The sequence below is a fragment of the Paenibacillus sp. JNUCC32 genome, assembly GCF_014863545.1.
Taxonomy (GTDB): domain Bacteria; phylum Bacillota; class Bacilli; order Paenibacillales; family Paenibacillaceae; genus Paenibacillus_AQ; species Paenibacillus_AQ lautus_A.
In genome coordinates this window covers 1,797,219-1,817,253 of sequence record NZ_CP062260.1, presented here as the reverse complement: position 1 = coordinate 1,817,253, position 20,035 = coordinate 1,797,219, and the positions used below count along the sequence as shown (strand labels likewise).

Here is a 20,035-nt window from a genome sequence, read left to right as displayed (position 1 = left end):
AGCCTTGGTAACGGACTAGGTTTAGTACTTAAAGTCAGTTTCGCACTTCATGAAAAGGCATTAATCCTCAGTATAAATCTGGAAGGTCACGCCGAATTTATCGGTTACATCGCCAAAGCCTGGGCTAAAAGGGGCTTCCTCGAACGGCATATTCACTTGACCCTCTTGCTCCAAGGCTTCAAAAAATCGTTTGGATGTCTCCACGCTATTCGTTGAAATGCAGATGGTGACCTGTTTGCCTTTCGGAATCGAGGTGCCGGTCGGTGCATCCGAGAACATGAGTTCAGCTTCGCCAATCCGCAGCTTCGCATGTGCGACAAGCTGATTTAATGCATCCGTGTATGTGTTCGGCATTTCCGGCATGTCTCCGTAAGTAATGATGGAAAGGACTTCGGCATCTAAAGCTTGTTCATAGAAGCGGATAGCTTCCCTTGCATTCCCTTCCATATTTAAATAAGGGGTAAGTTTGACTGTCATCCTCAATCAACTCCTTTTTTTCAATCATAGCAAAACAACCAAGAATGGGTTTCTTATGGATTGCTATCTTGAAAATCAGGCTAGCCATCCCCTTTATAAAAGCAACCCAAGCGAATGGGCTTGGGTTGCATCGTTTTTTTCAGCATGGATATTAAGCCGTGCACTTTATGAAACCGAAATTTCCTTTTCCATTATATAATCGTCCATCACGAATCCATTCCCGATATCCGCGATTTGTTCCCTCACGGTCCGATAGCCTTTTTTCTCATATACGGCGATGCTGGATTCATTATGTCGATTGACCGTCAGCCAAATATGGCTCAAGCTTCGGTTCTTACACAGCTCTTCCAGGAACACCATCGCTTGACTGGCATAGCCGCGTCCGCGTTGCTCCTTGCTAATGTAAAACTTGCTCAGGAAGAGCTTGTCCTCTTCTTGTCTGACCGACATATAACCGACGGTGGAGGAGTCAGCCGAATGGATCAAGTAATATTCGTAGTCCTGATTCCGGATCTGATCCGTAATCGCCGGGACAGCTTGATATTTGCCGATCATATATTCGATCTGCTCCATAGAAATGATGGATACGTAATATTCGCGCCAAATTTCTGCCGCCAGTCTGGCAACCTCTGCGATTTCTTCCACCGTTTTCACTTGTGTAAATTTCATTTTCATGACATCTTCACGCCTCTCCCGGATCGTTGGTTCACGCACTACTACCATATCATCCGATCCCCGGCAGGTTCAAGAACGGTTGGTTGAGCCGGGAAAGATTGTTATCGTAATACTCATCAGGAAGATACCTTAAGTCCGTTCTCCCGAGTACATGCTTTCATCCTGCAATCGAACCAATACCTTGCCGTAACGCCCACTCTGCCGGATCGTGACGTTGCCGGACGGATAAGCTTGCTCTAAATAATCCGTTATCAATTTACGCTTCTGATCATCTGGGGCTTGACCATGACCGCGAAGCCAGTTCATGATTTCCTGCAGCGCAGCTTCGCTTGAGACTTCCGTCGTTTTCGTTTCCCGCGTTACAAGGGACTCGTAGGAATATCCTTTGAGGTATAGCAGGTGAAGCAAATACCCGAATTCCATATGTTTCGATCGGTAAGGCTGATCGGTGATGAGCGGCCGGATTTCATTCATCAGGCTGATCTCGGTGGAACCTGCGGGCATACTGATATAACAAAACTCCCGGGCGCATTGCAGTACCTTCTCTACGCTCTGCCAATCCACGATGACCGGGCACATCGAGAGAAAAACGAGATCGAACGCCTGGCTCCACCCTTTGGCCTGTACGTCAATATCTTCAAAACGTTCGGGAACGATCTTCACCTGATCCTGTGGAAAATTTGTTATATTCTCTTTCAGCAGATCGATCAAGGGCTGCGAAGACTCCACGGCCGTTACATCAGCCCCGCGCTCCGCAAACGGAACCGAAAACACGCCCGAAGCGGCCCCGATATCCAGAACGGAGGCATTATCGAATCGAACGCCTTGCCCTTCAAGCCAGTTCATGATGCGCGAAGTCCTTTTTCTCCCTTCTTCATTAAATGATTGCTCATTGAAAGTCCGGGCCTTATGATCAAATGCTCGGGCCGGTTCGATTCCGGCTTTTTTCATTTTGTTGATGACGCTGTCGCCATGTTCCTTCCAAGCTTGTTCCCATATGGCTTCATTAAAAAAATCGTTCAAGACATCCCTCTCGCTTTCCGTTATGGTTTATGGTGCATGGTATTACAGTTATGGATATTACATATCCATAATTGTCGCGCACGAAAAGTATATTACTTCCCGTTTCAGCATACTGACAAAAGTTAATTACGGATCTACGTTATCCATAATATATGATTCATTCCCCATTTGCAATGCCCTTTTTTGATTAATCTGCGGTTGGCACACTGCCGCTGGCAACATAGCTTAAAACATAGCCGCTCATAAAAAATGCTCGCCTATTCCACCAATCGTCTGAAATCAATATCTCCGTTAAAGTTATACAGCCGATCTTCCTCCGGAGGAAAATCGGCTGTGCTTCTGAAATTTACTTAGGGATCTTGCGTTGTTGTACTTTGCTAGCCTTACATGTCGGTGACGCGAAGGTAGAAATTCACCCGGCTCATCAATGGCAAGATCAGGCTTCGCTTATCATTTGCCGCTCAATTTGTTTCATTTCATAGAAGTAGCCCTTTTGCTCCATCAGCTGCGAATACGTGCCTGCTTCCAAGATCCTGCCTTGATCCATGACCACGATCCGGTCCATTTCTTCCAAGCCGGTCAGCCGATGACATATGAGAATAAGCGTATCATCCTGCGCTTGCTCCAGCAATTGTCTGAAAACGCGCTGCTCGGTGATGTAATCCAATGAAGACGTCGGTTCGTCCAAAAGCCACAAACGCCTTTTCCGAAGCATGGCTCGCGCCAAGGCCAGCCGTTGCTTTTCTCCGTCGGACAAGTTCTCGCCCTTCTCATCTACCGCAGCGTCCAGAGATTGATTCGGCAGTTGGACTTTATCCAGTATAGCGGACAACTCATGATCGTCGTGATGTTCGGCATCCAGCAGGAGGTTGTCTCGAATGGTTCCGCGGAAGAAATGACTGTGCTGCAGCACTACATTCGACGCTTCCCAAATGCTCGCTTCATCCAATTCCTGAATCGAAACATCATGCAAACGAATCTCGCCTTTTGTCGGTATGCGCAGCTTGAGCAGCAATTCGACGATCGTTGTTTTCCCTGACCCGCTCGGCCCGACAATGGCCGTTTTGGAACCAGCGGGAAAATGGAGGGATACGTTTTGGAGTGCAGGACGCCATTCATCTTCATATTGGAACGTAACCCTGCGCAGCTCCACCGAAACGGCTTGATTGACGGATAGCATGCCGCTCGGCTGCGGCGCCATCACATCGGCAGCATGAACGATTTCGGCGAGCCGCTTGGCCGCGTGCTCGCTGTCCTGCTTATAAGCCGGCAGCGTGGCCATTGGCGCCGCCTCTTCGAACACCGTAAGCGAAGCCATGACCAGCATGGCGAGAAACACGCCGGCAAGGGAGCCGTCCATGATCAGATAAGCTCCGAGAATGAGCACGCCCCAAGAAATGAGATACGTCACAAAAGTATGCAGCGATTGCCCTCGCAGCAGGTGCACGGCAGATGACTGCTGCTCCGCTGATAAAACTGCCGAGGCATGCTGCAGCAGCTCCTCTCGCTGCTTCAGCTGCCCATATACTTTTAAATCACGGAACCCGTAGAGCAGTTCGGTCACTTCCGTGGAAAATGCCGCCCGCTGCCGGCGAACGCGACCATGAATTCTTCTCTGTCCAAGCAATACCAGCGCTGGAACCACAAAAGCCGTTCCCAGCATCCCCGCCACAAACAAACAGGCAATCCAGATCGAGAAAGCGGAAGTAAACAACACCGTCGCCAAAAACACCATGACCACGATGATAGGGGGATAAGCAACGCGCAAAAAATAATGCTGCAGGCTTTCTACATCCCCGACGATCCGCGCGAGCAGCTCACCGCTCCGCTTCTTGCCCAGTATCCCTGGCGTTAACGGAACAAGCTTGGCAAAAAAAGACGTGCGCAAACGGCTGAGCAGAGAAAACGTTGCCCGATGGGAATACAAACGTTCTGCATAGCGGCTGCCGGCCCGCAGCAGACCCAGGATTTTCACCAGAGACGTCAGCACGATCAAGGTATAGAGCGGCGGGGCAAAAACCGTCTGCGAAATGAGGTATCCGCTAAGTGAAAAGAGACATACTCCTGCGATGCCGGCTATGAATCCGCCGATGATGGCCATGGCAATATCCTTGCGTTCCTCAATCATCGCTTTTGTTAGAATTGCCAGCTCTTTCATGCGAACCTCCCTTTCCGATGGGCATCCACCATTTCGGCGTATTGCGGCAGCCGAGCAAGAAGCTCTTCATGGCGCCCGCATCCAAGCAGGGCTCCGTTGTCCATAAACAGGATCTTGTCGGCATCTTTTATCGTATACAAGCGGTGCGCAACGGTAATCATGGTCGCTTGGCTTGCAAGCTCGGCAATGGACAGCTGCAGCACGCGTTCGGTGTGGAGATCCAATCCCACCGTGGGCTCATCAAACAAAATGACGGCAGGCCGCTTCAAAAAAGCGCGCGCCAGCGCAAGCCGCTGCTTCTCGCCGCCTGACAACCCCCTGCCCCCTTCGCCGACGAAGGTGTCATAGCCATGCTCGAGCTCGGCCGCAACCGCGGCAAGTCCGGCAGCTTCCGCCGCCTGCTCGACGTCAGTCCTAGAGACGTCCCTGCCCGCGCCAATCGCAATATTCTCGGCAAACGTGCCGGCAAAGATATAGGGATGCTGGGTAATGTAGCTGACATGATCAAACCATGAAGCCTCATCGTCTGAATTAAGCGCCCTTCCGTTCACCAGCACTTCACCTGATACCGGCTTCAGCAGCCCGGCCACGAGATGCAGCAAGGTTGTTTTGCCGGACCCGCTTTTACCGACAATCGCAATATGCTCTCCTGGTTCAAACGATATGGAACCCACCGCAAGCTCGAAGGAATCCGGCGCATACTGAAACCGGACATCCCTCAGCTCGATGGACGGGGGCATTTGAATGAACCCCCCACCGGCTGTCCCTGGCTTGTCCAACGCAATCGTCCAATCTAACTCGCCTGTTCCATCCCTATGATCAGCACCCTCACGTCGAGTGCTTAACGCTTCTTCATCTTGCGTTTCCTCAAGCATCTCTTCCACCTTACGGATCGCCCCCATACTGGTGCGGCCCCCGTGAAAGGCGGTTCCCGTGTTTTTTAACAAACTGTAAAACTCGGGTACCAGCAGCAGGATCAAAAAGGCGGTGTGGAAGGAAAGCGATTTGAAGACCAGGAGCTGAAGCGCCAGCTCAAGCGCAACGATGCCAATGCCCAGCATGACGATGGATTCCAGCATGAAGGTATTGGTGAACGCAATTCGCAAAATGTCCATCGTCGCATCCCGGTACCCCAGGCTGCTGCGTTCGATGTCCTGCTGATGATGGCGAGCACGGCCGAAGAGCTTCAATGAAACGAGTCCTTGCAGAGAGTCGAGAAATGTGCCGGAAAATTCAGCCAACTGCGCGAATTTCTCCTCCGATTTGTTCTTCGTTTTGAGCCCCACCAAAACCATGAATATCGGAATAAAGGGAGCGGTAACCAGCATAATGAACCCGGAATTCATATGCTGCGTAAATACTACGGCCAAGATCAGAATAGGAATGATGGCAGCTTCCATCATTCGCGGCACATACTGGCTGAAATAACTGTCCGCCTCATCCACGGCATCCAGCGCCACGCTCACCTTTCCGCCTGTTTGCCCGCGAAGCGCCATCGGCATGGAAGCCTTGGTCAGCTTTCGCAGCACGGCCGCTCGCATATCCGTTTTGGCCCGGGCAGCCATCTGCAAACCGATTCGTCCATTGCCATACGACAGCAGCGTACGCGCAGCCATGACGCCCAGCAGAATAACAAGAATGACGGCAACCGACGATAACGAAGCACGCTGCACAAATATCTTCTCCACCGATTCTGCGAGCAGCACGGCCTGGCCCACGATAGCGGCACCGAGCGCAAGCGACACGCCACCCATGAGAACAAGGGGTCTTCTTTGCGCGGACATTTGCTGGGAGATCAGTCCCGTTTTTTTCTTCATGATGACGTCCCTCCTTCATGCCGACCTCTGTATGTGATTTCACAACGCATCAGTTTATTTTTTGCCTTTTACATAATCCGCATCAAACAAGAATAGCCTGAAGACCAGGATAAGGGACGGAATCAGCAGACACAGTCCGCCGATAAAGGCGATCACCAGCGCAACGCCCATCGACTCGTGCGTGGCACCGCTTTGAATGGTGATATACGGATCCAGAATATACGGATATTGTCCGATGCCGTAAGCAAAAAAGGCACAGAAAAACTGAAGCATCACGCAAATAAAGGCTAGTCCGTAGCGCCGCCCGCTGTACAGAAGCCATACGGATATCATGAAAAAACCAACGGAAAGCGCCAGCAGCCACCATAAGTCCATCATGTTTTGAAAATGCCGCTCATTATGCTGAGAGAGATAAATGAATGCCGTTAGCGCGGCAATGATGGTTGGCATGCTCCAGAACAGGGCATAAGTCCGCATCAGCTTGAGCGCAGGCTGGTCGTCCGCCCGGGAAGCGTAATAAGACAGGAACGAACCACTGATAAACAGCACCGATACAATGGCCAATGCGACGATGCTCCACGACAACGGGCTTGTCATCAGCGACAAGTACTCTAAAGAAACGGCCCCGCCTTCCTCCACGATAAAGCCGCCCTCGGAAAGGGTCAGTGCCACCGACAACGATGCCGGGATCAGCAATCCCGTGGCCCCGTATAAAAACAGATACACGATGTTTTCTTTGGAGCCATAGTTCTCAAATGCGTAAAAGGACCCTCGAATGGCCAGCAAAATGACGGCGATGCTTCCCGGCACAAGCAGCGCAGAACCATAATAATAGGCCGTATCGGGAAAGAACCCGACGATGCCAACGAAGAAAAAGACAAAGAACACGTTCGTGATCTCCCAGACCGGCGACAAATAACGAGAGATCAAACGATTGAGCAGATGGTCCTGCTTCGTCAAGCGGGCATAGAAGGCAAAAAATCCGGCGCCGTAATCGATGGAGGCCACGATCAAATAGCCGTACAAAAACAGCCAAAGCACGGAAATGCCTATCAACTCGTAACTGATCATAACGGCTCACCCTTTTTCCATGGAATGAATTTGCTTCTCTTTGGACAGTTCTTCAAGCTCGGCTTCTGCCGGCTTGTTACGGAATAAGCGCCGCAGCACAAAAATACACATGACGCCCAGCACGATATACAGAAGGAGGAAAAGGAAAAAGAGAACCCTCACATTCGGCGAGGAGGTGGCAGCTTCCTCAACCCGCATGTATCCGCGGATAATCCACGGCTGTCTACCGACTTCGGCATAGAACCAGCCCAGCTCTACCCCTAAGAACGCCAGCGGCGCGCTAAGAACGATGGCCCGAAGCAGCCACTTGTTGAGCTCGTTCCGTTTCTTCCACATCACGAACAAGAAATACAAGAACGCAACGCCGAGCATCACAAAGCCGATGCCGGCCATCATATCAAACAAATAATGCACGAGCAGCGGAGGGCGCTCATCGAGCGGAAACTCCTCCAGCCCCTTCACCTCGGCATTAAAGTCGCCAAAGGCCAGGAAGCTGAGCGCCTTCGGAATGTGAAGAGCCCCCATGACCTTCTGCTCGGCGTTCAGCCATCCCAACAGGATCAAATCCGCGCCGCGTTCCGTTTCAAAATGCCACTCTGCGGCCGCCAGCTTCTCCGGTTGATGCTCCGCCAAAAACTTTGCGGACATATCGCCGGCAATAGTGGTCAGCATACTGAAGACCAGCACCGCGCCCATCATCAGCTTCAACGCTTTTTTGTAATACGCCGACGCTCCTTTTCTGAGGATAATATAAGCCGCAATGCCCGCCAGCAGGGCTGCCCCCGTCAAGTAGGCTGAGGATAATACATGGAACACCTTGGAGGGCGTTGCCGCATTAAACATCGCCTGCAGCGGATTAACCGCCGTAAAGTGACCGGCTTCCATCACAAAGCCTTCAGGCTGATTCATAAAACCGTTCACCGACGTGATAAAAAAAGCGGACATGCTTGCGCCAGCTACAATGGGTAACGTTAGCAGCCAGTGAACATACGGATTGCGGAAGCGATCCCACGTGTACAAATAAATGCCGAGGAAAATGGCTTCAAAAAAGAAAGCAAAAACCTCCATGAATAATGGAAGAGCGATCACGTTTCCTGCCAACTGCATAAAGTTCGGCCATACCAATGCCAGCTGCAGGGCAATCGCCGTTCCGGTTACAACGCCGACGGCCACGGAAATGACAAATCCTCTCGTCCATCTCTTGGCCATCAGAATGTAGTGCGCATCCTTCTTTCGTATGCCGACGAATTCGGCAATTGCAATCATTAATGGAACACCGACGCCGACCGTGGCGAATATGACATGAAATGCCAAGGTTAACCCTGTTAACCATCTGCTCCACAGCACCGTATCTACGACCATGCCAGAATGTCTCCTTTCAAACGCAATTCATTCGAATCGGGTCAGACCCTAACCTATACTTACCCGATATTCAAAGGCTATTATAACGAAGCATGATCACAATTGAATCACATCAGCGCTCCGTTCATGAAAGGATCGAATCTTTCTGACATCTCGGTGAAAAACAAGAAAACCACTCGTTCGAGCCATTGCATTGTCAGACGATACATGGTATTCGCGGCAGTGGTAAATTATCGAAAAAGAACCCCATTTCTAGCCCATGAGCGGGTCAAGAAACGGGGTTCTTACAACTACAATTCTTTTTGTGATGACGGATAACCATCCACCTGTTGATGTTACAAATTCATGCTTGAGCGGCTTCTTGTTTCTGCGAGCGCTTAGCCTGTAACAATGCAAAGGTTATGAGTATAAATGCTGCGAGTGCCAGCATCGGGATGGTCAACCAACCGAACCAATTCAAGTAGTCGTCCTTACAGGACACCGGCCCGCATGCCGCCGCGCTCAGATCGTGCGGAAGTTTTTGGATGACGATATGGTAAGTCGATATCCCTCCCCCAATGAGAACCAGTGGCAGGATGTACGGGACGATATCTGTCTTTTGCCGGTACGCTGCGATTCCCAGCACAATGACTAACGGATACATGAAAATCCTTTGGTACCAGCATAAGACGCAAGGCGTAAAATGCCAAACTTCACTTAGAAACAAACTTCCGCTAGTGGCCACTGTGGCGACCGTCCATGCAAAAAACAACCAGACTCCGGTTTTGTTCATGGTTTCAAACTTCGTCCCTTCTATTGTTGTTTCGACATCATATCGAAATGGATGTATCTTATGGTCAGCGACTCGGTCCCACACTTCCTTCGAGCTGATGACATTTCTCATTTTCGCTTAATTATAAATATAATAAAATGGCTCCTTTGGGCTATAAGCTGCTCTGGCCAGCTTGTTCTGCGAATGGACACATCATGTTAACGTATCAAGTAAACCAGCGAATAAAAAAAGATTTTGCCGCTGATAGGGACAAAATCTTTTTTGGTTTGTACACTCCATTGATGAATACCCACTTTGCATGTTCTGAGCTTTTGTTACATACCTATGAGGGAAACCTATGCTTTCAGGTGAAGGAAGGGATAGAATGAAGACCAGATGGGGGATAGCTCTGCTGATCTGCACGATCGCGGCCATCCTGATGTTTCGACAGGTTCAGGATCGTACTCCAACGGAGGATCTTTATACCGATGGACAGCTGCGTATGGAAATACAAACCGTTTCGTCTGCTGCTGAACCCATGCAGGAAACCGTTTTTGAGCTCTTCGTGACCGAGCTTCCCGAGAAGCCGATTACCGATGCTGACATTGAACTTCACATCGCGATGCCGGATATGTTTTGCGGCGTGTTCCCCGCAGAGGTCGTCGAATCCAAGCCAGGCGTTTACAGCGCGACGGCAATCCCTGTGATGCAAGGCCTCTGGGAAGCCGAAGCCGTTCTACGTTGGGAAGATCGCCATGTCGAAGTAAGGACGTTGTTCAAAGTTCGCTGAGCCCCTGTTACCATAACCACGGGTGAATGCCCGGTATCCATCCATTGGCGCTTAGTCCTTTTAAAATAGACAGGATTCCCATCAGAAAAGCTAGAAATCCGCCGAATTTCCGCATGCCCCTGCGCCATTTTTTCGTCAGGCTGCCGGCAGACATCGCCACCACGAACAGGATCGGAAATGTCGCAAGTCCAAACACCAGCATAATCATAATACCTTCCAGGCCGGAACCGGATGCCGCTGCATTCATCTGCATCGCATAGGTTAAGCCGCATGGAAGAAACCCAAGCAGAATGCCGGTTAAAAAAGTCGCAAGCATCTCATAACGCTGACCAAGCCGTGCCAGTTTCGCTTGAAAAAATGGATGTCTCGGCAGATGAGCGTTATATATGGGCAATGTGTAGCGGCGAATGGTCCAGAGCAGAATGAGCATTCCTCCAATGATGCTGGCTGCTCCTTGGAAACCGACAAAGCTGCCGGCCACATCCAGGAAGGAGCCCACCACTCCCATAAAACCGCCAATGGCCGTATAGGTGATAACTCTGCCCGCATTGTAGGCCAATACGGATTTCAGCGGAGAGCCTTGGTTTCCAAGTGCCAGAGAAGAAACGATTCCCCCGCACATGACCAGACAATGCGGCGCACCCATTAATCCCGCCAATGCCACTAACGGTAATCCGCTTCCGGTCAAGGCCATGCTCTCGCCCCCCGTTTTCCCCACAGTTGGAGCCGCAGCGAGTTGCCGACAACCAGCAGCGAGCTTGCCGCCATTCCAATACATGCAATGCGCGGGTCCAAATAACCGAATGCAGCCAAAGGTACGGTCAGGACGTTATATAATAGTGCAAAGAGTAGATTCTGATGAACATTCCGCATCGTATAACGACTCCAGGTGTAGGCTTCCGGAATTCGGGATAGCCTGCTTCCGATCAGGACGACGTCTCCTGCCTGTTTGGCTGCATCCGTTCCACCGCCCATGGCGATGCCGACATCGGCGGCGGCCAGCGCAGCCGCATCATTAATGCCGTCGCCGACCATGGCCACGGAACGACCTTGCTGCTGAAGCTCGCGTATGAACGCAAGCTTCTGTTCAGGAAGCATGCCGGCGCGTACCAGCTCAATGCCTGTCGCGGCAGCCACGGTCAGCGCCGTTCGCTCCTCATCGCCAGTTACCATCCACACTTCGGCTTTTTGCTTCAGCTCTTGTACGACGCCTCGCGCATCCCGCCTGAGTTTGTCAGCCATATCAAACGTACCGATACACGTCCCGTTCACGGCTATATAAAGTCTTATATGACCGGAGGCCGCTTCCTGATGAAATCCAAACCTTTTATTCTCCGAAAAGCGTATGCCCATTTCCTCCAGCCATTTCCGGTTCCCCACGCATACGTTGTTTCCTTCCACATCGCCTTCCATTCCCTTTCCCGGCCGTTCGTGGAACGAGGCTGCTTCCGGAATGGGGACCTGTTGGTCTTTCGCCGCTTTCACAATGGCTTGCGCCAGTGGATGCATGGACAGAGAAGCTAGAGCCGAGGTCAGGCGAAGTACGTCTGCGTCACGTTGTCCAGCCGCTTGGATGGCAACAAGCTGCGGCAAGCCTTCGGTCAGCGTTCCCGTCTTATCCAGCAATACGACATCGATTTGCCGCAGCCTTTCCAGGGAGCGCGCCTCTTTGAACAAAATGCCCTTTTGGGCAGATGATCCGGTTGCAATCAGGATGGAAATCGGGGTTGCCAGTCCAAGCGCACAGGGGCAAGCGACCAGTAAAACAGATAACGCGTGACGCATTGCGGTTTCAGAGAGATCAGGGCCATGGGAAAACAATAGCCATCCTGCAAATGTTATCGCCGCACAGCCCAGCATAACCGGTACAAAAACCGCCGCAATGCGGTCAACCGTTCTTTGAATGGCCGGTTTGCTCTGCTGCGCGGCTTCGATCAGTGCAATCATCTGGGAAAGTCGGGTTTCCTTATGCTTCTTATCGACCATGATATGCAGACTCCCGACCAAACAACGGGTTCCGGCATATACGCGGTCTCCGCTGCATTTGGTCACCGCCGTGCTTTCGCCTGTCATCATCGATTCATCCGCATCCGCCGTTCCCGAATGAACCACACCGTCAACGGATATCCATTCTCCGCTCTTCACCACAATGCGGTCCCCTGTTTGTGCCTGATCTGCCGTAATCCATTCTTCGCCATGCTGTCGCAACACCCGCACCAGCTTCACCTGAAGCGAATATAAGGCACTCAGTTGTTTCAGCGCTTTTCCCTTGGCAATGGTCTCCAGCCACTTGCCTAACAAAACCACGGTCATAATCATGGCAATCGTATCGAAATACAGGGTGGGGTGAGAGGTATCGTGTGCGGCATGAAACATCGCGTAGTGGCTGTAGAAGTAAGCAACGGACGTGCTGATGGCAACCAAGGTATCCATGTTTGCGCTGCGATGGATGAAGGCTTGATAAGCGCCGTAATAAAATGGATAGCCCACGCCAAACTGAAGAAACGTCGCAATCAGGAATTGAAACATGGGCTCCATGAATAAATTCGGCGTCCATGGTTGAAACCACACGAACATATGGGCCAGCATCGCCCACAAAAGCGGAATGGACAAACACGCAGCGATCGCGAACCGGGTGCGATAGGCGCGAGTTTCGGCTTCTATTCCTGCTTGGGGATGCGAGAGCTTGCCCGTTGCCTTATAGCCGAGCTTAGCAATTTTGGCGGTGATCGCCTGCATTCCAATTTCCCTCGGTTCGTAGTGAACGGTAGCCCGAGACAAAGCCAAACTGACATGAACAGCTTGAACCCCCTTCTCCTTGCGAAGCGCTTTTTCGATTCGGGTTGCGCAAGCCGCGCATGTCATACCACTTACTTGTAGTTGCTCCAGTTTCATATTCGCTCACCTCCGGCGCTCGTTCATGGGATCGCTCGTCCATAAATTGTATGAAGGTGTTCGAATATTAAGAATAGCTATAAAGAGCCATGCAAATTACACCTGTCCTATCAACATGGCAAAGGCGATCAATCACAAAGACTGGCCGCCATTAAAAAGATAGCTTTATTGTTCTTGAATCGAAAAAGCCGCGTATTACGTTACGCGACTTTTTTGAGTCATAATATGTTGTCTCATCTCGATCCATTATTTCCTTAATGACAGCTTAGAAATTAAATTAAAGCTATCTTCCTTACGGCGAACCATAGTTCAACGTAATTAAGACCGTCTCTGCCGCCGTAGATTTCAAATTCCATTCCATCGACTTGTTCATATCCCGCCGTAGGAAGCCACTCAGAGAAGAATCGTCGATATAACGTCTCGATGATCTCATCAAAGCTGTCCCATGTGAATGGATCCGACGAAAAAACAGCCCAAGTATGCGCGGGTATCGTTATGTTCGTGTATCCGTTTGCATTACTGGAGTCACTTTTAAAAGCGCACAACATGTACGGAAAAGAGTCATTTTCCGTTTTTCTGTAACTGCAAACCGCATGTACTTTATATAAATCCTTGTTTAAAAAAGAAGGCAAATCGCCTGCATGGACAGCAAGTCTTTCAACCTCGCCATTAGCATGGCTTTCCTTCCAGAATTCTGCGGGCGAAGCCACCGATTCGCCATCTCCGTTTATTGGAAACACTCTTTCGATTCCAAAGATCTGTAAGGCTTCCTTCGTTTCAATACGATAATTCATAGCCTCTGCCCCTTTGATTGAAATGAGGAAGGAAATCCGAGGATAGGCCTTTAGAGCGGTCCCTTCTTGACGAGCTATTGCTGGATTGACACCATGCAGCATGTGAAAAGCCCGCGAAAAAGAAACCGGTGATTCATAACCGTATTTCAGGGCAATATCAATGACTTTGGCGTCGCTATTCTGCAATTCAAAAGCCGCAAGGGTGAGACGTCTTCGCCGAATATATTCCGCAAGTGTCACATTCGTTATGAACGAGAACATTCTCTGAAACTGATGTGACGAACAGCAAGCTTTACGAGCCACTTCAGCCAACTCAATTTCATCGGATAAATTCATCTCGATGTAATCTAATGCCCGATTCATCCTCATAAGCCAATCCATGTGGTTCCCTCCTCTCAACCAAAGTATAGTTTTGCTATGGCATTGCAGCGCAACTATTTGTGCGCAGTAAAGTTTCGTCTTCTGTTTCTACGGCCTAGAGCTTTTTTCTCATCGCCAAAACGTCGTACAGTTTGCCTTATCCAGCATATTAAACTCGATCATTCTCTCCAGCAATGAGAAATCAACCGGACGATCCCACCGAATGCGGACTAGCTCCTTGGTGTGATCATAGCCGGCCTTGACGATTTCATCCGAAAACTGATGTATCCCTGCCTTTTCAGGGGCAACCGCCAAGTGAGGTTTGGCTACGCTAAAGCCAATGATAAATGTGCCGTGGTCGGTGAACATTGGCTGATTCCACGCCATTTTCGGCATCAGATTCGGAAATTTCTCAGCGACCCACCCCAAAACTTCTTCGGTTCGCGCCCGATGCTGCGGGTTTTCGATTTTCGCTAAAAAATCTGCAAAAACCTCCATGTTGTTTCCTCCTTCTAAGACGCCAGCTTATGCGGCGTTCATGCTTAAGCTATTCTCTATCCACGATTTCTTTGCTATGCATGGATTCCGCTCTCTACGATTAGTACATTCAATTGCTAATATCCAAAAAAAGCATCCTTTTTGATATTCCGCTTGGATACACCCTTACTTTGCAAGTACGCAGTAACCGACTCCACCATGGATTTCGGCCCAGCGACCAAATACTTGCCATGATCCTTATGCCGGGCGATGAACTTATCGATTTCCTGATCTAAATCATTTCTTGAATCAAGATAAGATACCTGGATCGAAGGATGGCTGGCTATTGCATCAAGTTCATCTTTATATAGATAGGACTTCTTGCTATCCATATAGAGAAGTTGTATGGGTTTCAACTCATTTCCGGCTGCCGTTATTTGTTTTAAAATTGACCGAAAAGGCGTCATTCCGATTCCGGCCGCGATCAGGAGCGAGGGACTTTGAGGATCCAAATGAAAGGACCCTACAGGACCGCTCATTTTCATATGCATGCCTGGTTTTAATTCCAGCAGCGCTCTTTTGAATTCGCTTGGGTTATCCCCGATGCGCGTTGTTATGTTAACGACGTTCTCTGTGGGAACAGAACTGATGCTGAATGGCTTTGTAGCATTCTTCATGGTTTTATGCGTAATGCTGAACAAACCGTATTGCCCTGCTTTCCATGTTAAATCTGGTCCTTTTTCGAACGAAAAAGTGTACACGTCTTCCGATTCTTTGCTGCTCTCTATAAATATCATTTCCCGCTTTTGGATTATGGATAGAAAATCTTTAATAAAACCCATGATCTCCCCCCTCGTTACATCAAATATCTTCCCGTAATCGACAGCTCCGCCTGAGTGATCTGCGCCGGCGTGCCCTCGAACACCACTTGCCCGCCCTTGCTGCCTCCGTCCGGCCCCATGTCGATGATCCAGTCCGCTTGGCTGATCACCTCGAGGTTATGCTCGATGACAATTACCGTATTGCCTGCGTCCACAAGACGGTTCATGATCTCCAGCAGGTGGCCGATATCCGACATATGCAGACCGGTGGTCGGCTCGTCCATCACGTAGATGCTGCCTTTCTTATGCAGCTCGCTTGCCAGCTTGATGCGCTGGCACTCCCCGCCCGAGAGCGTGCTGAGCGGCTGGCCGAGCGTAATATAGTTCAATCCCACATCGCTCATGGCCTGAAGCTTGCGAACAACCTCTTTGAGTTCAAAAAAGTCCAGTGCCTGCTCCACCGTCAACTCCAGCACTTCGGCAATCGACTTGCCGTTCAGTTTGTACTCGAGTACCTCATCCTTGAAGCGTCTCCCCCCGCACACATCGCATGGCAGCTTTACGCTGTCGAGGAAGGAAAGGTCCGTATACAATACGCCAAGCCCTTGGCAGTTCTCGCAGGCTCCCTTCGAGTTGAAGCTGAACAAACCCTGGTTCACCTTGTTCGCCGAAGCAAATGCTTTACGAACATCATCCATTATGCCCGTGTACGTTGCTGGATTCGAGCGCGTGGATACGCCTACCGCCGATTGATCGATGACGATTGCATCCGGATGCTGTCTGAGAAATACTTCGTTGATCAGGGTGCTTTTGCCCGAGCCGGCGACACCCGTAACAACGGTCAGCACTCCGGTCGGAATATCGACGCTCACGTTCATTAGATTGTGCAGCGTGGCATCCTTGATGGACAGCTTGCCGGATGGCTGCCTGCAGTCGTGCTTCAGCTGGAGCGGCCGCTTCATATGGGTCCCTGTTAAAGTAGCGGACTCCAGAAGTCCGGAGTAGCTTCCCTCATATACGATGGTACCGCCGCGGCTGCCGGCGTACGGCCCAACGTCGACGATATGGTCCGCCAACTTGATCACATCGGGATCATGCTCAACGACAATCACGGTGTTGCCCTTGTCGCGCAGCTTCTGAAGCAGTTCATTTAACCTGTGTACATCGCGGGGATGCAAGCCAACGCTGGGCTCATCGAAGATGTAAGTGACATCCACGAGGCTGCCGCTCAGATGCTTGACCATTTTGACGCGCTGCGACTCGCCGCCCGACAAGGTATCCGTCTCGCGGTCCAGCGTCAAGTAATCCAAGCCGATATCCACCAGATGCTGCAGACGCTCCGTTAACGATTTGATGATCGGTGCGGCGATCGGATCATCGATCTCGCGTATAACGCGGATCAGCTGGCCCACTTCCATGGCGGACATCTCCGCAATGTGGAGTCCATTGATTTTGCAGCTCAGCGTCGCTTGGCTGAGTCTTGCGCCGCGGCAGCTGGGGCACGGACCCTCCGTGATAAATGGCATCACGGCTTTCTGCGTGCGTTCGGACTTCGTTTTCACATCCTGCTTGATGTATTTGTTGGTGAACTTCTCAATGACGCCTTCCACCGTAATGTTCGTTGCCTTACCGGCGAAATCCATCTTTACTTTTCTTGCCTTGGCATACAGGAGATGCTCCAATTCCTCATCGGAATAATCGCTCAGCTTTTTGTCCGGATCAAAATCGCCCGATTGCAGTATCATGTTCCACTCCCAGCCGTTCACCGAATAGTCCGGCAGCATCAGAGCGCCTTCATTCAGCGACTTGGTCATGTCCACCGCCTTGCTCATGTCGACGCCAAGCTTGCGACCGATTCCGTTGCACTCCGGGCACATGCCTTGCGGATCGTTGAAGGAGAATAAATGCGCGGGTCCGATATGGGGCTGACCCACTCGGGAGAATAAAAGACGGAGAATGGGAGAAATATCGGTAATGGTGCCCATCGTGGAATGGGAACCGCCGCCAAGCCGCTTCTGATCCACGATAACGGCCATGCTCAGATTCTCGATTGCGTCCGTATCCGGCTGGGGAACGCGGGGCAGGAACGTACGAACGAACATGCTGAAGTTCTCATTCAGCAGTCGCGTGGATTCTGCGGCGATCGTATCGAAGACAATCGACGATTTGCCGGATCCGGATACACCGGTGAAGATCGTGATCTTCCGCTTGGGAATGCGCAGGGATACGTTCTTAAGATTGTTTTCCCTCGCACCCGAGAGCACGATATACTCCTGATTTGTTTCGCTCATGCATAACATCCTTCCGATATGGGTGATTTAAGCAATTTTTCAAATGAATCGTTCAAGACTTAAACCGGCTGCAAGCAGCATGCAGCCGGTTATATCGATGCGGGCCGGCAGGTTCAATCAACGTCCTCTATTCATTTAGCGCTTGGGTGCGTAACGTTAATATGGATGCGGTTAATCTGCCAATGCCTTTTCAAGCTTGGCGACCCATGCACTCCATCCATGCTTAGCCCCCTCGAGCCCATGAACGTTGGAAAATCCGATTTGTTCGAGATGGAGGTTAACCTTTCCGCCTCCTAAATCCTGCAGCGTCAAGGTAACCGTATGTCTTTCCTCACCGGTGGCCCAGGTATAGGATAGAAGATTAGGCTCGTCCACGATAAGCACTTCGCCTTCAACAATCCCATCCCACCATTCTGATGGCTCATGGCGAAACTGAAATCGGTGCCCTACGACGGGTTTAAAATCATTTTCCGTAATCCACTTGGCAAGCTGGTTTGAATCGGTGATGGCTAACCACAGCTTCTCGATCGATGTCTTGAACGGAAAATCCATAGACAATGATAAGCTCATTCATCTTCCTCCTCTAATAGCTGGCTTAAACGCAGCATGTTGGCATTCCAGTACTTGTTGTAAAAAGCCACCCAATCTTGAACTTCTCGGAGTGGCGAAGCGTTAAGCCTGAAACGCGTTTCTCTGCCGACTTTTCGGTCATGTACCAGATCGGCTTCCTTAAGTATTGTTAAATGCTTGGACACTGCAGTACGGCCCATGGGAAACTGTGCCGTTAACTCATGCAGCGGCAGCTCATCGGCTTCCGCCAACAGATGGATCAGTTGGCGCCTGGTCGGGTCTGCAATGGCGTTAAACACATCGCGAGACTGGTAGTTCTCGTTCACAACACCCTCTCCTCCATATTACTGCCGAGGGACAGCCGTTCATTTTCCATCCCTATAGAGTGCGGCCCTGCGGACGAGCGTTCGCGGGGCATGTCCTTGCGAATCGAAGCAGCAAATAAACGGCAAATTTAAAGCCCCGTATCCTGCCACGCGTCCATGAAATGGAGTTGTGTCCGTCTGATCAAAGTGTAACCCTATCATTGATAAGCTGCTCCTCGGTGCTGAATTTCTACATATTCGATATTTTTGATAATCGGACACCATTTAGTGACATTTTGATTATAGGTCACCATTTGGTGTCATGTCAATCCATCGGGCTCGGGATTTTTATGAACGAAAAAGTATAAAACGAGGCAGTGGAATTCGATTCCACTGCCTCGTTTACTTAGGTCAACCTAAAGCGGATCAGGTTGAGTGTGCCTTTTATTCGAGGGGGCAAACCAACCGAGAAGGGCGATGGCGACCAAGACCCCGTAGAAAACGATGGTCCAACCTGTGCTGTGCGGGAAATGATGAGCCAATACGCCAATATCTTCATGGGCCAGGGTGATCACAGCGAGCTTGACGCCGACCCATGCCACGATGGCATATGCCGTGGTCTCCAGTGCCGGCCGTTGAGCAAGCAGCTTCACAAACCATGTGGCCGCGAATTTGATCAGGACAAGCCCTGCGATCCCGCCAAGCACGACAACCAGGAATTGTCCTCCGTCCATCCCGCCGAAATCCGGTAGCGGCGAATCCGGGAGGCCCAGTGCCAGAGCCACAGCAGCAAGAATGGAATCAATCGCAAACGCGAGATCCGCAACCGCAATCTTTCCAACGGTCGGCCAAAAGCCTTTTCCCGCGGCATCTTTCTTTATGTCCTCGCGAATATTTTTGTTTTCCTTGCCAAAACGGGCTTTGATGATGTGCTTTAATCCGAGGTATAGGAGATAAGCCGCTCCAATCGCCTGTATTTGCCAGACGTTCGCGATAAACGATATCGCAAACAGGGCGGCGAAGCGAAATACAAAGGCCATGATGATTCCGTAATTGATGGCTTTCTTCTTTTGTTCCTCCGGTAAGTGCTTCGCGATAACCGCCAGCACAAGGGCATTATCCGCCGATAATAAACCTTCCAAACCGATAAGAATCAGTAATGCCCAGGCATACTCCAACCAAAGTGATTCCAACGGTACTTCCCCTCTCTTATGTTAGAATGTTCAGGACCCATTTGTTGCTTCAAGCTCCACGTTTCAGCTCTTGAATTTTGATTGCACCGCTGCTCCCTGTCGTTATTACGTTGTCAAGTAATGTCTCGTTTCATTCATTAGGCATCATAATGAAAAAAATTTTATAGGTTATGCTATTTTGAAACAAAACGCTTCGCATTATTCG

At 50.5% G+C, this 20,035-nt stretch carries 18 protein-coding genes; 1 reads left to right on the top strand and 17 read right to left on the bottom strand.

Annotation, left to right across the window (positions count from 1 at the left end; all coding sequences use genetic code 11):
• Positions 1 to 60: 60 nt before the first annotated feature.
• The 8 genes from JNUCC32_RS08335 to JNUCC32_RS08300 form a co-directional block, all read right to left on the bottom strand.
• On the bottom strand, positions 61 to 477 hold the full coding sequence (locus tag JNUCC32_RS08335; protein ID WP_036660759.1) for a VOC family protein: 417 nt from the start codon (positions 475 to 477) through the stop codon (positions 61 to 63).
• 165 nt (positions 478 to 642) lie between these two features.
• The gene (locus tag JNUCC32_RS08330; RefSeq protein ID WP_192571636.1) at positions 643 to 1,152 is read right to left on the bottom strand and encodes a GNAT family N-acetyltransferase; all 510 of its coding nucleotides are present in this window, start codon (positions 1,150 to 1,152) and stop codon (positions 643 to 645) included.
• Positions 1,153 to 1,281: 129 nt separating this feature from the next.
• Positions 1,282 to 2,175, bottom strand: a complete 894-nt coding sequence (locus JNUCC32_RS08325; protein ID WP_192571635.1) for a class I SAM-dependent methyltransferase — start codon at positions 2,173 to 2,175, stop codon at positions 1,282 to 1,284.
• 436 nt (positions 2,176 to 2,611) lie between these two features.
• Positions 2,612 to 4,333 carry a thiol reductant ABC exporter subunit CydC gene (cydC, locus tag JNUCC32_RS08320; protein WP_192571634.1) on the bottom strand — a complete coding sequence of 574 codons (1,722 nt, stop codon included), beginning with the start codon at positions 4,331 to 4,333 and terminating at the stop codon, positions 2,612 to 2,614.
• The gene (gene cydD, locus JNUCC32_RS08315) at positions 4,330 to 6,150 is read right to left on the bottom strand and encodes a thiol reductant ABC exporter subunit CydD (RefSeq protein WP_192571633.1); all 1,821 of its coding nucleotides are present in this window, start codon (positions 6,148 to 6,150) and stop codon (positions 4,330 to 4,332) included. The genes cydC and cydD overlap by 4 nt, the downstream gene beginning before the upstream one ends.
• Before the next feature lie 54 nt (positions 6,151 to 6,204).
• The gene (locus JNUCC32_RS08310; protein WP_009592515.1) at positions 6,205 to 7,221 is read right to left on the bottom strand and encodes a cytochrome d ubiquinol oxidase subunit II; all 1,017 of its coding nucleotides are present in this window, start codon (positions 7,219 to 7,221) and stop codon (positions 6,205 to 6,207) included.
• A 6-nt stretch (positions 7,222 to 7,227) separates the two neighbouring features.
• Complete coding sequence (locus JNUCC32_RS08305; protein ID WP_192571632.1) at positions 7,228 to 8,583, bottom strand: cytochrome ubiquinol oxidase subunit I; 1,356 nt, start codon at positions 8,581 to 8,583, stop codon at positions 7,228 to 7,230.
• A gap of 343 nt (positions 8,584 to 8,926) precedes the next feature.
• Positions 8,927 to 9,355, bottom strand: a complete 429-nt coding sequence (locus JNUCC32_RS08300) for a disulfide oxidoreductase (protein ID WP_176502411.1) — start codon at positions 9,353 to 9,355, stop codon at positions 8,927 to 8,929.
• Positions 9,356 to 9,719: 364 nt separating this feature from the next.
• Here JNUCC32_RS08300 and JNUCC32_RS08295 point away from each other — a divergent pair, with 364 nt between their 5' ends.
• Entirely contained in the window at positions 9,720 to 10,124 is a 405-nt protein-coding gene (locus tag JNUCC32_RS08295) for a FixH family protein (protein WP_096774040.1), read from the top strand.
• Between the two features lie 7 nt (positions 10,125 to 10,131).
• Here the strand turns inward: JNUCC32_RS08295 and JNUCC32_RS08290 are convergent, their stop codons facing one another.
• The 9 genes from JNUCC32_RS08290 to JNUCC32_RS08250 form a co-directional block, all read right to left on the bottom strand.
• Entirely contained in the window at positions 10,132 to 10,818 is a 687-nt protein-coding gene (locus JNUCC32_RS08290) for a sulfite exporter TauE/SafE family protein (protein ID WP_096774041.1), read from the bottom strand.
• Positions 10,809 to 13,019: a heavy metal translocating P-type ATPase gene (locus JNUCC32_RS08285; RefSeq protein WP_192571631.1), complete on the bottom strand. Its 2,211-nt coding sequence runs from the start codon at positions 13,017 to 13,019 to the stop codon at positions 10,809 to 10,811. The genes JNUCC32_RS08290 and JNUCC32_RS08285 overlap by 10 nt, the downstream gene beginning before the upstream one ends.
• A gap of 272 nt (positions 13,020 to 13,291) precedes the next feature.
• Entirely contained in the window at positions 13,292 to 14,194 is a 903-nt protein-coding gene (locus JNUCC32_RS08280; protein ID WP_192571630.1) for an AraC family transcriptional regulator, read from the bottom strand.
• 108 nt (positions 14,195 to 14,302) lie between these two features.
• Complete coding sequence (locus JNUCC32_RS08275; RefSeq protein WP_096774043.1) at positions 14,303 to 14,671, bottom strand: iron chaperone; 369 nt, start codon at positions 14,669 to 14,671, stop codon at positions 14,303 to 14,305.
• A gap of 116 nt (positions 14,672 to 14,787) precedes the next feature.
• Positions 14,788 to 15,492, bottom strand: coding sequence for an FAD-dependent oxidoreductase (locus tag JNUCC32_RS08270; protein WP_192571629.1), 705 nt, complete (start codon positions 15,490 to 15,492; stop codon positions 14,788 to 14,790).
• A 14-nt stretch (positions 15,493 to 15,506) separates the two neighbouring features.
• On the bottom strand, positions 15,507 to 17,762 hold the full coding sequence (locus tag JNUCC32_RS08265) for an ATP-binding cassette domain-containing protein (protein WP_192571628.1): 2,256 nt from the start codon (positions 17,760 to 17,762) through the stop codon (positions 15,507 to 15,509).
• Positions 17,763 to 17,933: 171 nt separating this feature from the next.
• Positions 17,934 to 18,332, bottom strand: a complete 399-nt coding sequence (locus tag JNUCC32_RS08260) for an SRPBCC family protein (protein WP_096774046.1) — start codon at positions 18,330 to 18,332, stop codon at positions 17,934 to 17,936.
• Positions 18,329 to 18,658 carry an ArsR/SmtB family transcription factor gene (locus tag JNUCC32_RS08255; RefSeq protein WP_009592507.1) on the bottom strand — a complete coding sequence of 110 codons (330 nt, stop codon included), beginning with the start codon at positions 18,656 to 18,658 and terminating at the stop codon, positions 18,329 to 18,331. Before JNUCC32_RS08255 ends, JNUCC32_RS08260 begins: the two co-directional genes overlap by 4 nt.
• 395 nt (positions 18,659 to 19,053) lie before the next feature.
• Positions 19,054 to 19,830 carry a TerC family protein gene (locus JNUCC32_RS08250; protein WP_096774047.1) on the bottom strand — a complete coding sequence of 259 codons (777 nt, stop codon included), beginning with the start codon at positions 19,828 to 19,830 and terminating at the stop codon, positions 19,054 to 19,056.
• Positions 19,831 to 20,035 lie beyond the last annotated feature (205 nt).

Coding starts and splice junctions, on each gene's coding strand:
- JNUCC32_RS08335 (WP_036660759.1), bottom strand. CDS start 477: ATGACAGTCAAACTTACCCCTTATTTAAATATGGAAGGGAATGCAAGG.
- JNUCC32_RS08330 (WP_192571636.1), bottom strand. CDS start 1,152: ATGAAAATGAAATTTACACAAGTGAAAACGGTGGAAGAAATCGCAGAG.
- cydC (WP_192571634.1), bottom strand. CDS start 4,333: ATGAAAGAGCTGGCAATTCTAACAAAAGCGATGATTGAGGAACGCAAG.
- cydD (WP_192571633.1), bottom strand. CDS start 6,150: ATGAAGAAAAAAACGGGACTGATCTCCCAGCAAATGTCCGCGCAAAGA.
- JNUCC32_RS08310 (WP_009592515.1), bottom strand. CDS start 7,221: ATGATCAGTTACGAGTTGATAGGCATTTCCGTGCTTTGGCTGTTTTTG.
- JNUCC32_RS08305 (WP_192571632.1), bottom strand. CDS start 8,583: ATGGTCGTAGATACGGTGCTGTGGAGCAGATGGTTAACAGGGTTAACC.
- JNUCC32_RS08300 (WP_176502411.1), bottom strand. CDS start 9,355: ATGAACAAAACCGGAGTCTGGTTGTTTTTTGCATGGACGGTCGCCACA.
- JNUCC32_RS08295 (WP_096774040.1), top strand. CDS start 9,720: ATGAAGACCAGATGGGGGATAGCTCTGCTGATCTGCACGATCGCGGCC.
- JNUCC32_RS08290 (WP_096774041.1), bottom strand. CDS start 10,818: ATGGCCTTGACCGGAAGCGGATTACCGTTAGTGGCATTGGCGGGATTA.
- JNUCC32_RS08285 (WP_192571631.1), bottom strand. CDS start 13,019: ATGAAACTGGAGCAACTACAAGTAAGTGGTATGACATGCGCGGCTTGC.
- JNUCC32_RS08280 (WP_192571630.1), bottom strand. CDS start 14,194: ATGGATTGGCTTATGAGGATGAATCGGGCATTAGATTACATCGAGATG.
- JNUCC32_RS08275 (WP_096774043.1), bottom strand. CDS start 14,671: ATGGAGGTTTTTGCAGATTTTTTAGCGAAAATCGAAAACCCGCAGCAT.
- JNUCC32_RS08270 (WP_192571629.1), bottom strand. CDS start 15,492: ATGGGTTTTATTAAAGATTTTCTATCCATAATCCAAAAGCGGGAAATG.
- JNUCC32_RS08265 (WP_192571628.1), bottom strand. CDS start 17,762: ATGAGCGAAACAAATCAGGAGTATATCGTGCTCTCGGGTGCGAGGGAA.
- JNUCC32_RS08260 (WP_096774046.1), bottom strand. CDS start 18,332: ATGAGCTTATCATTGTCTATGGATTTTCCGTTCAAGACATCGATCGAG.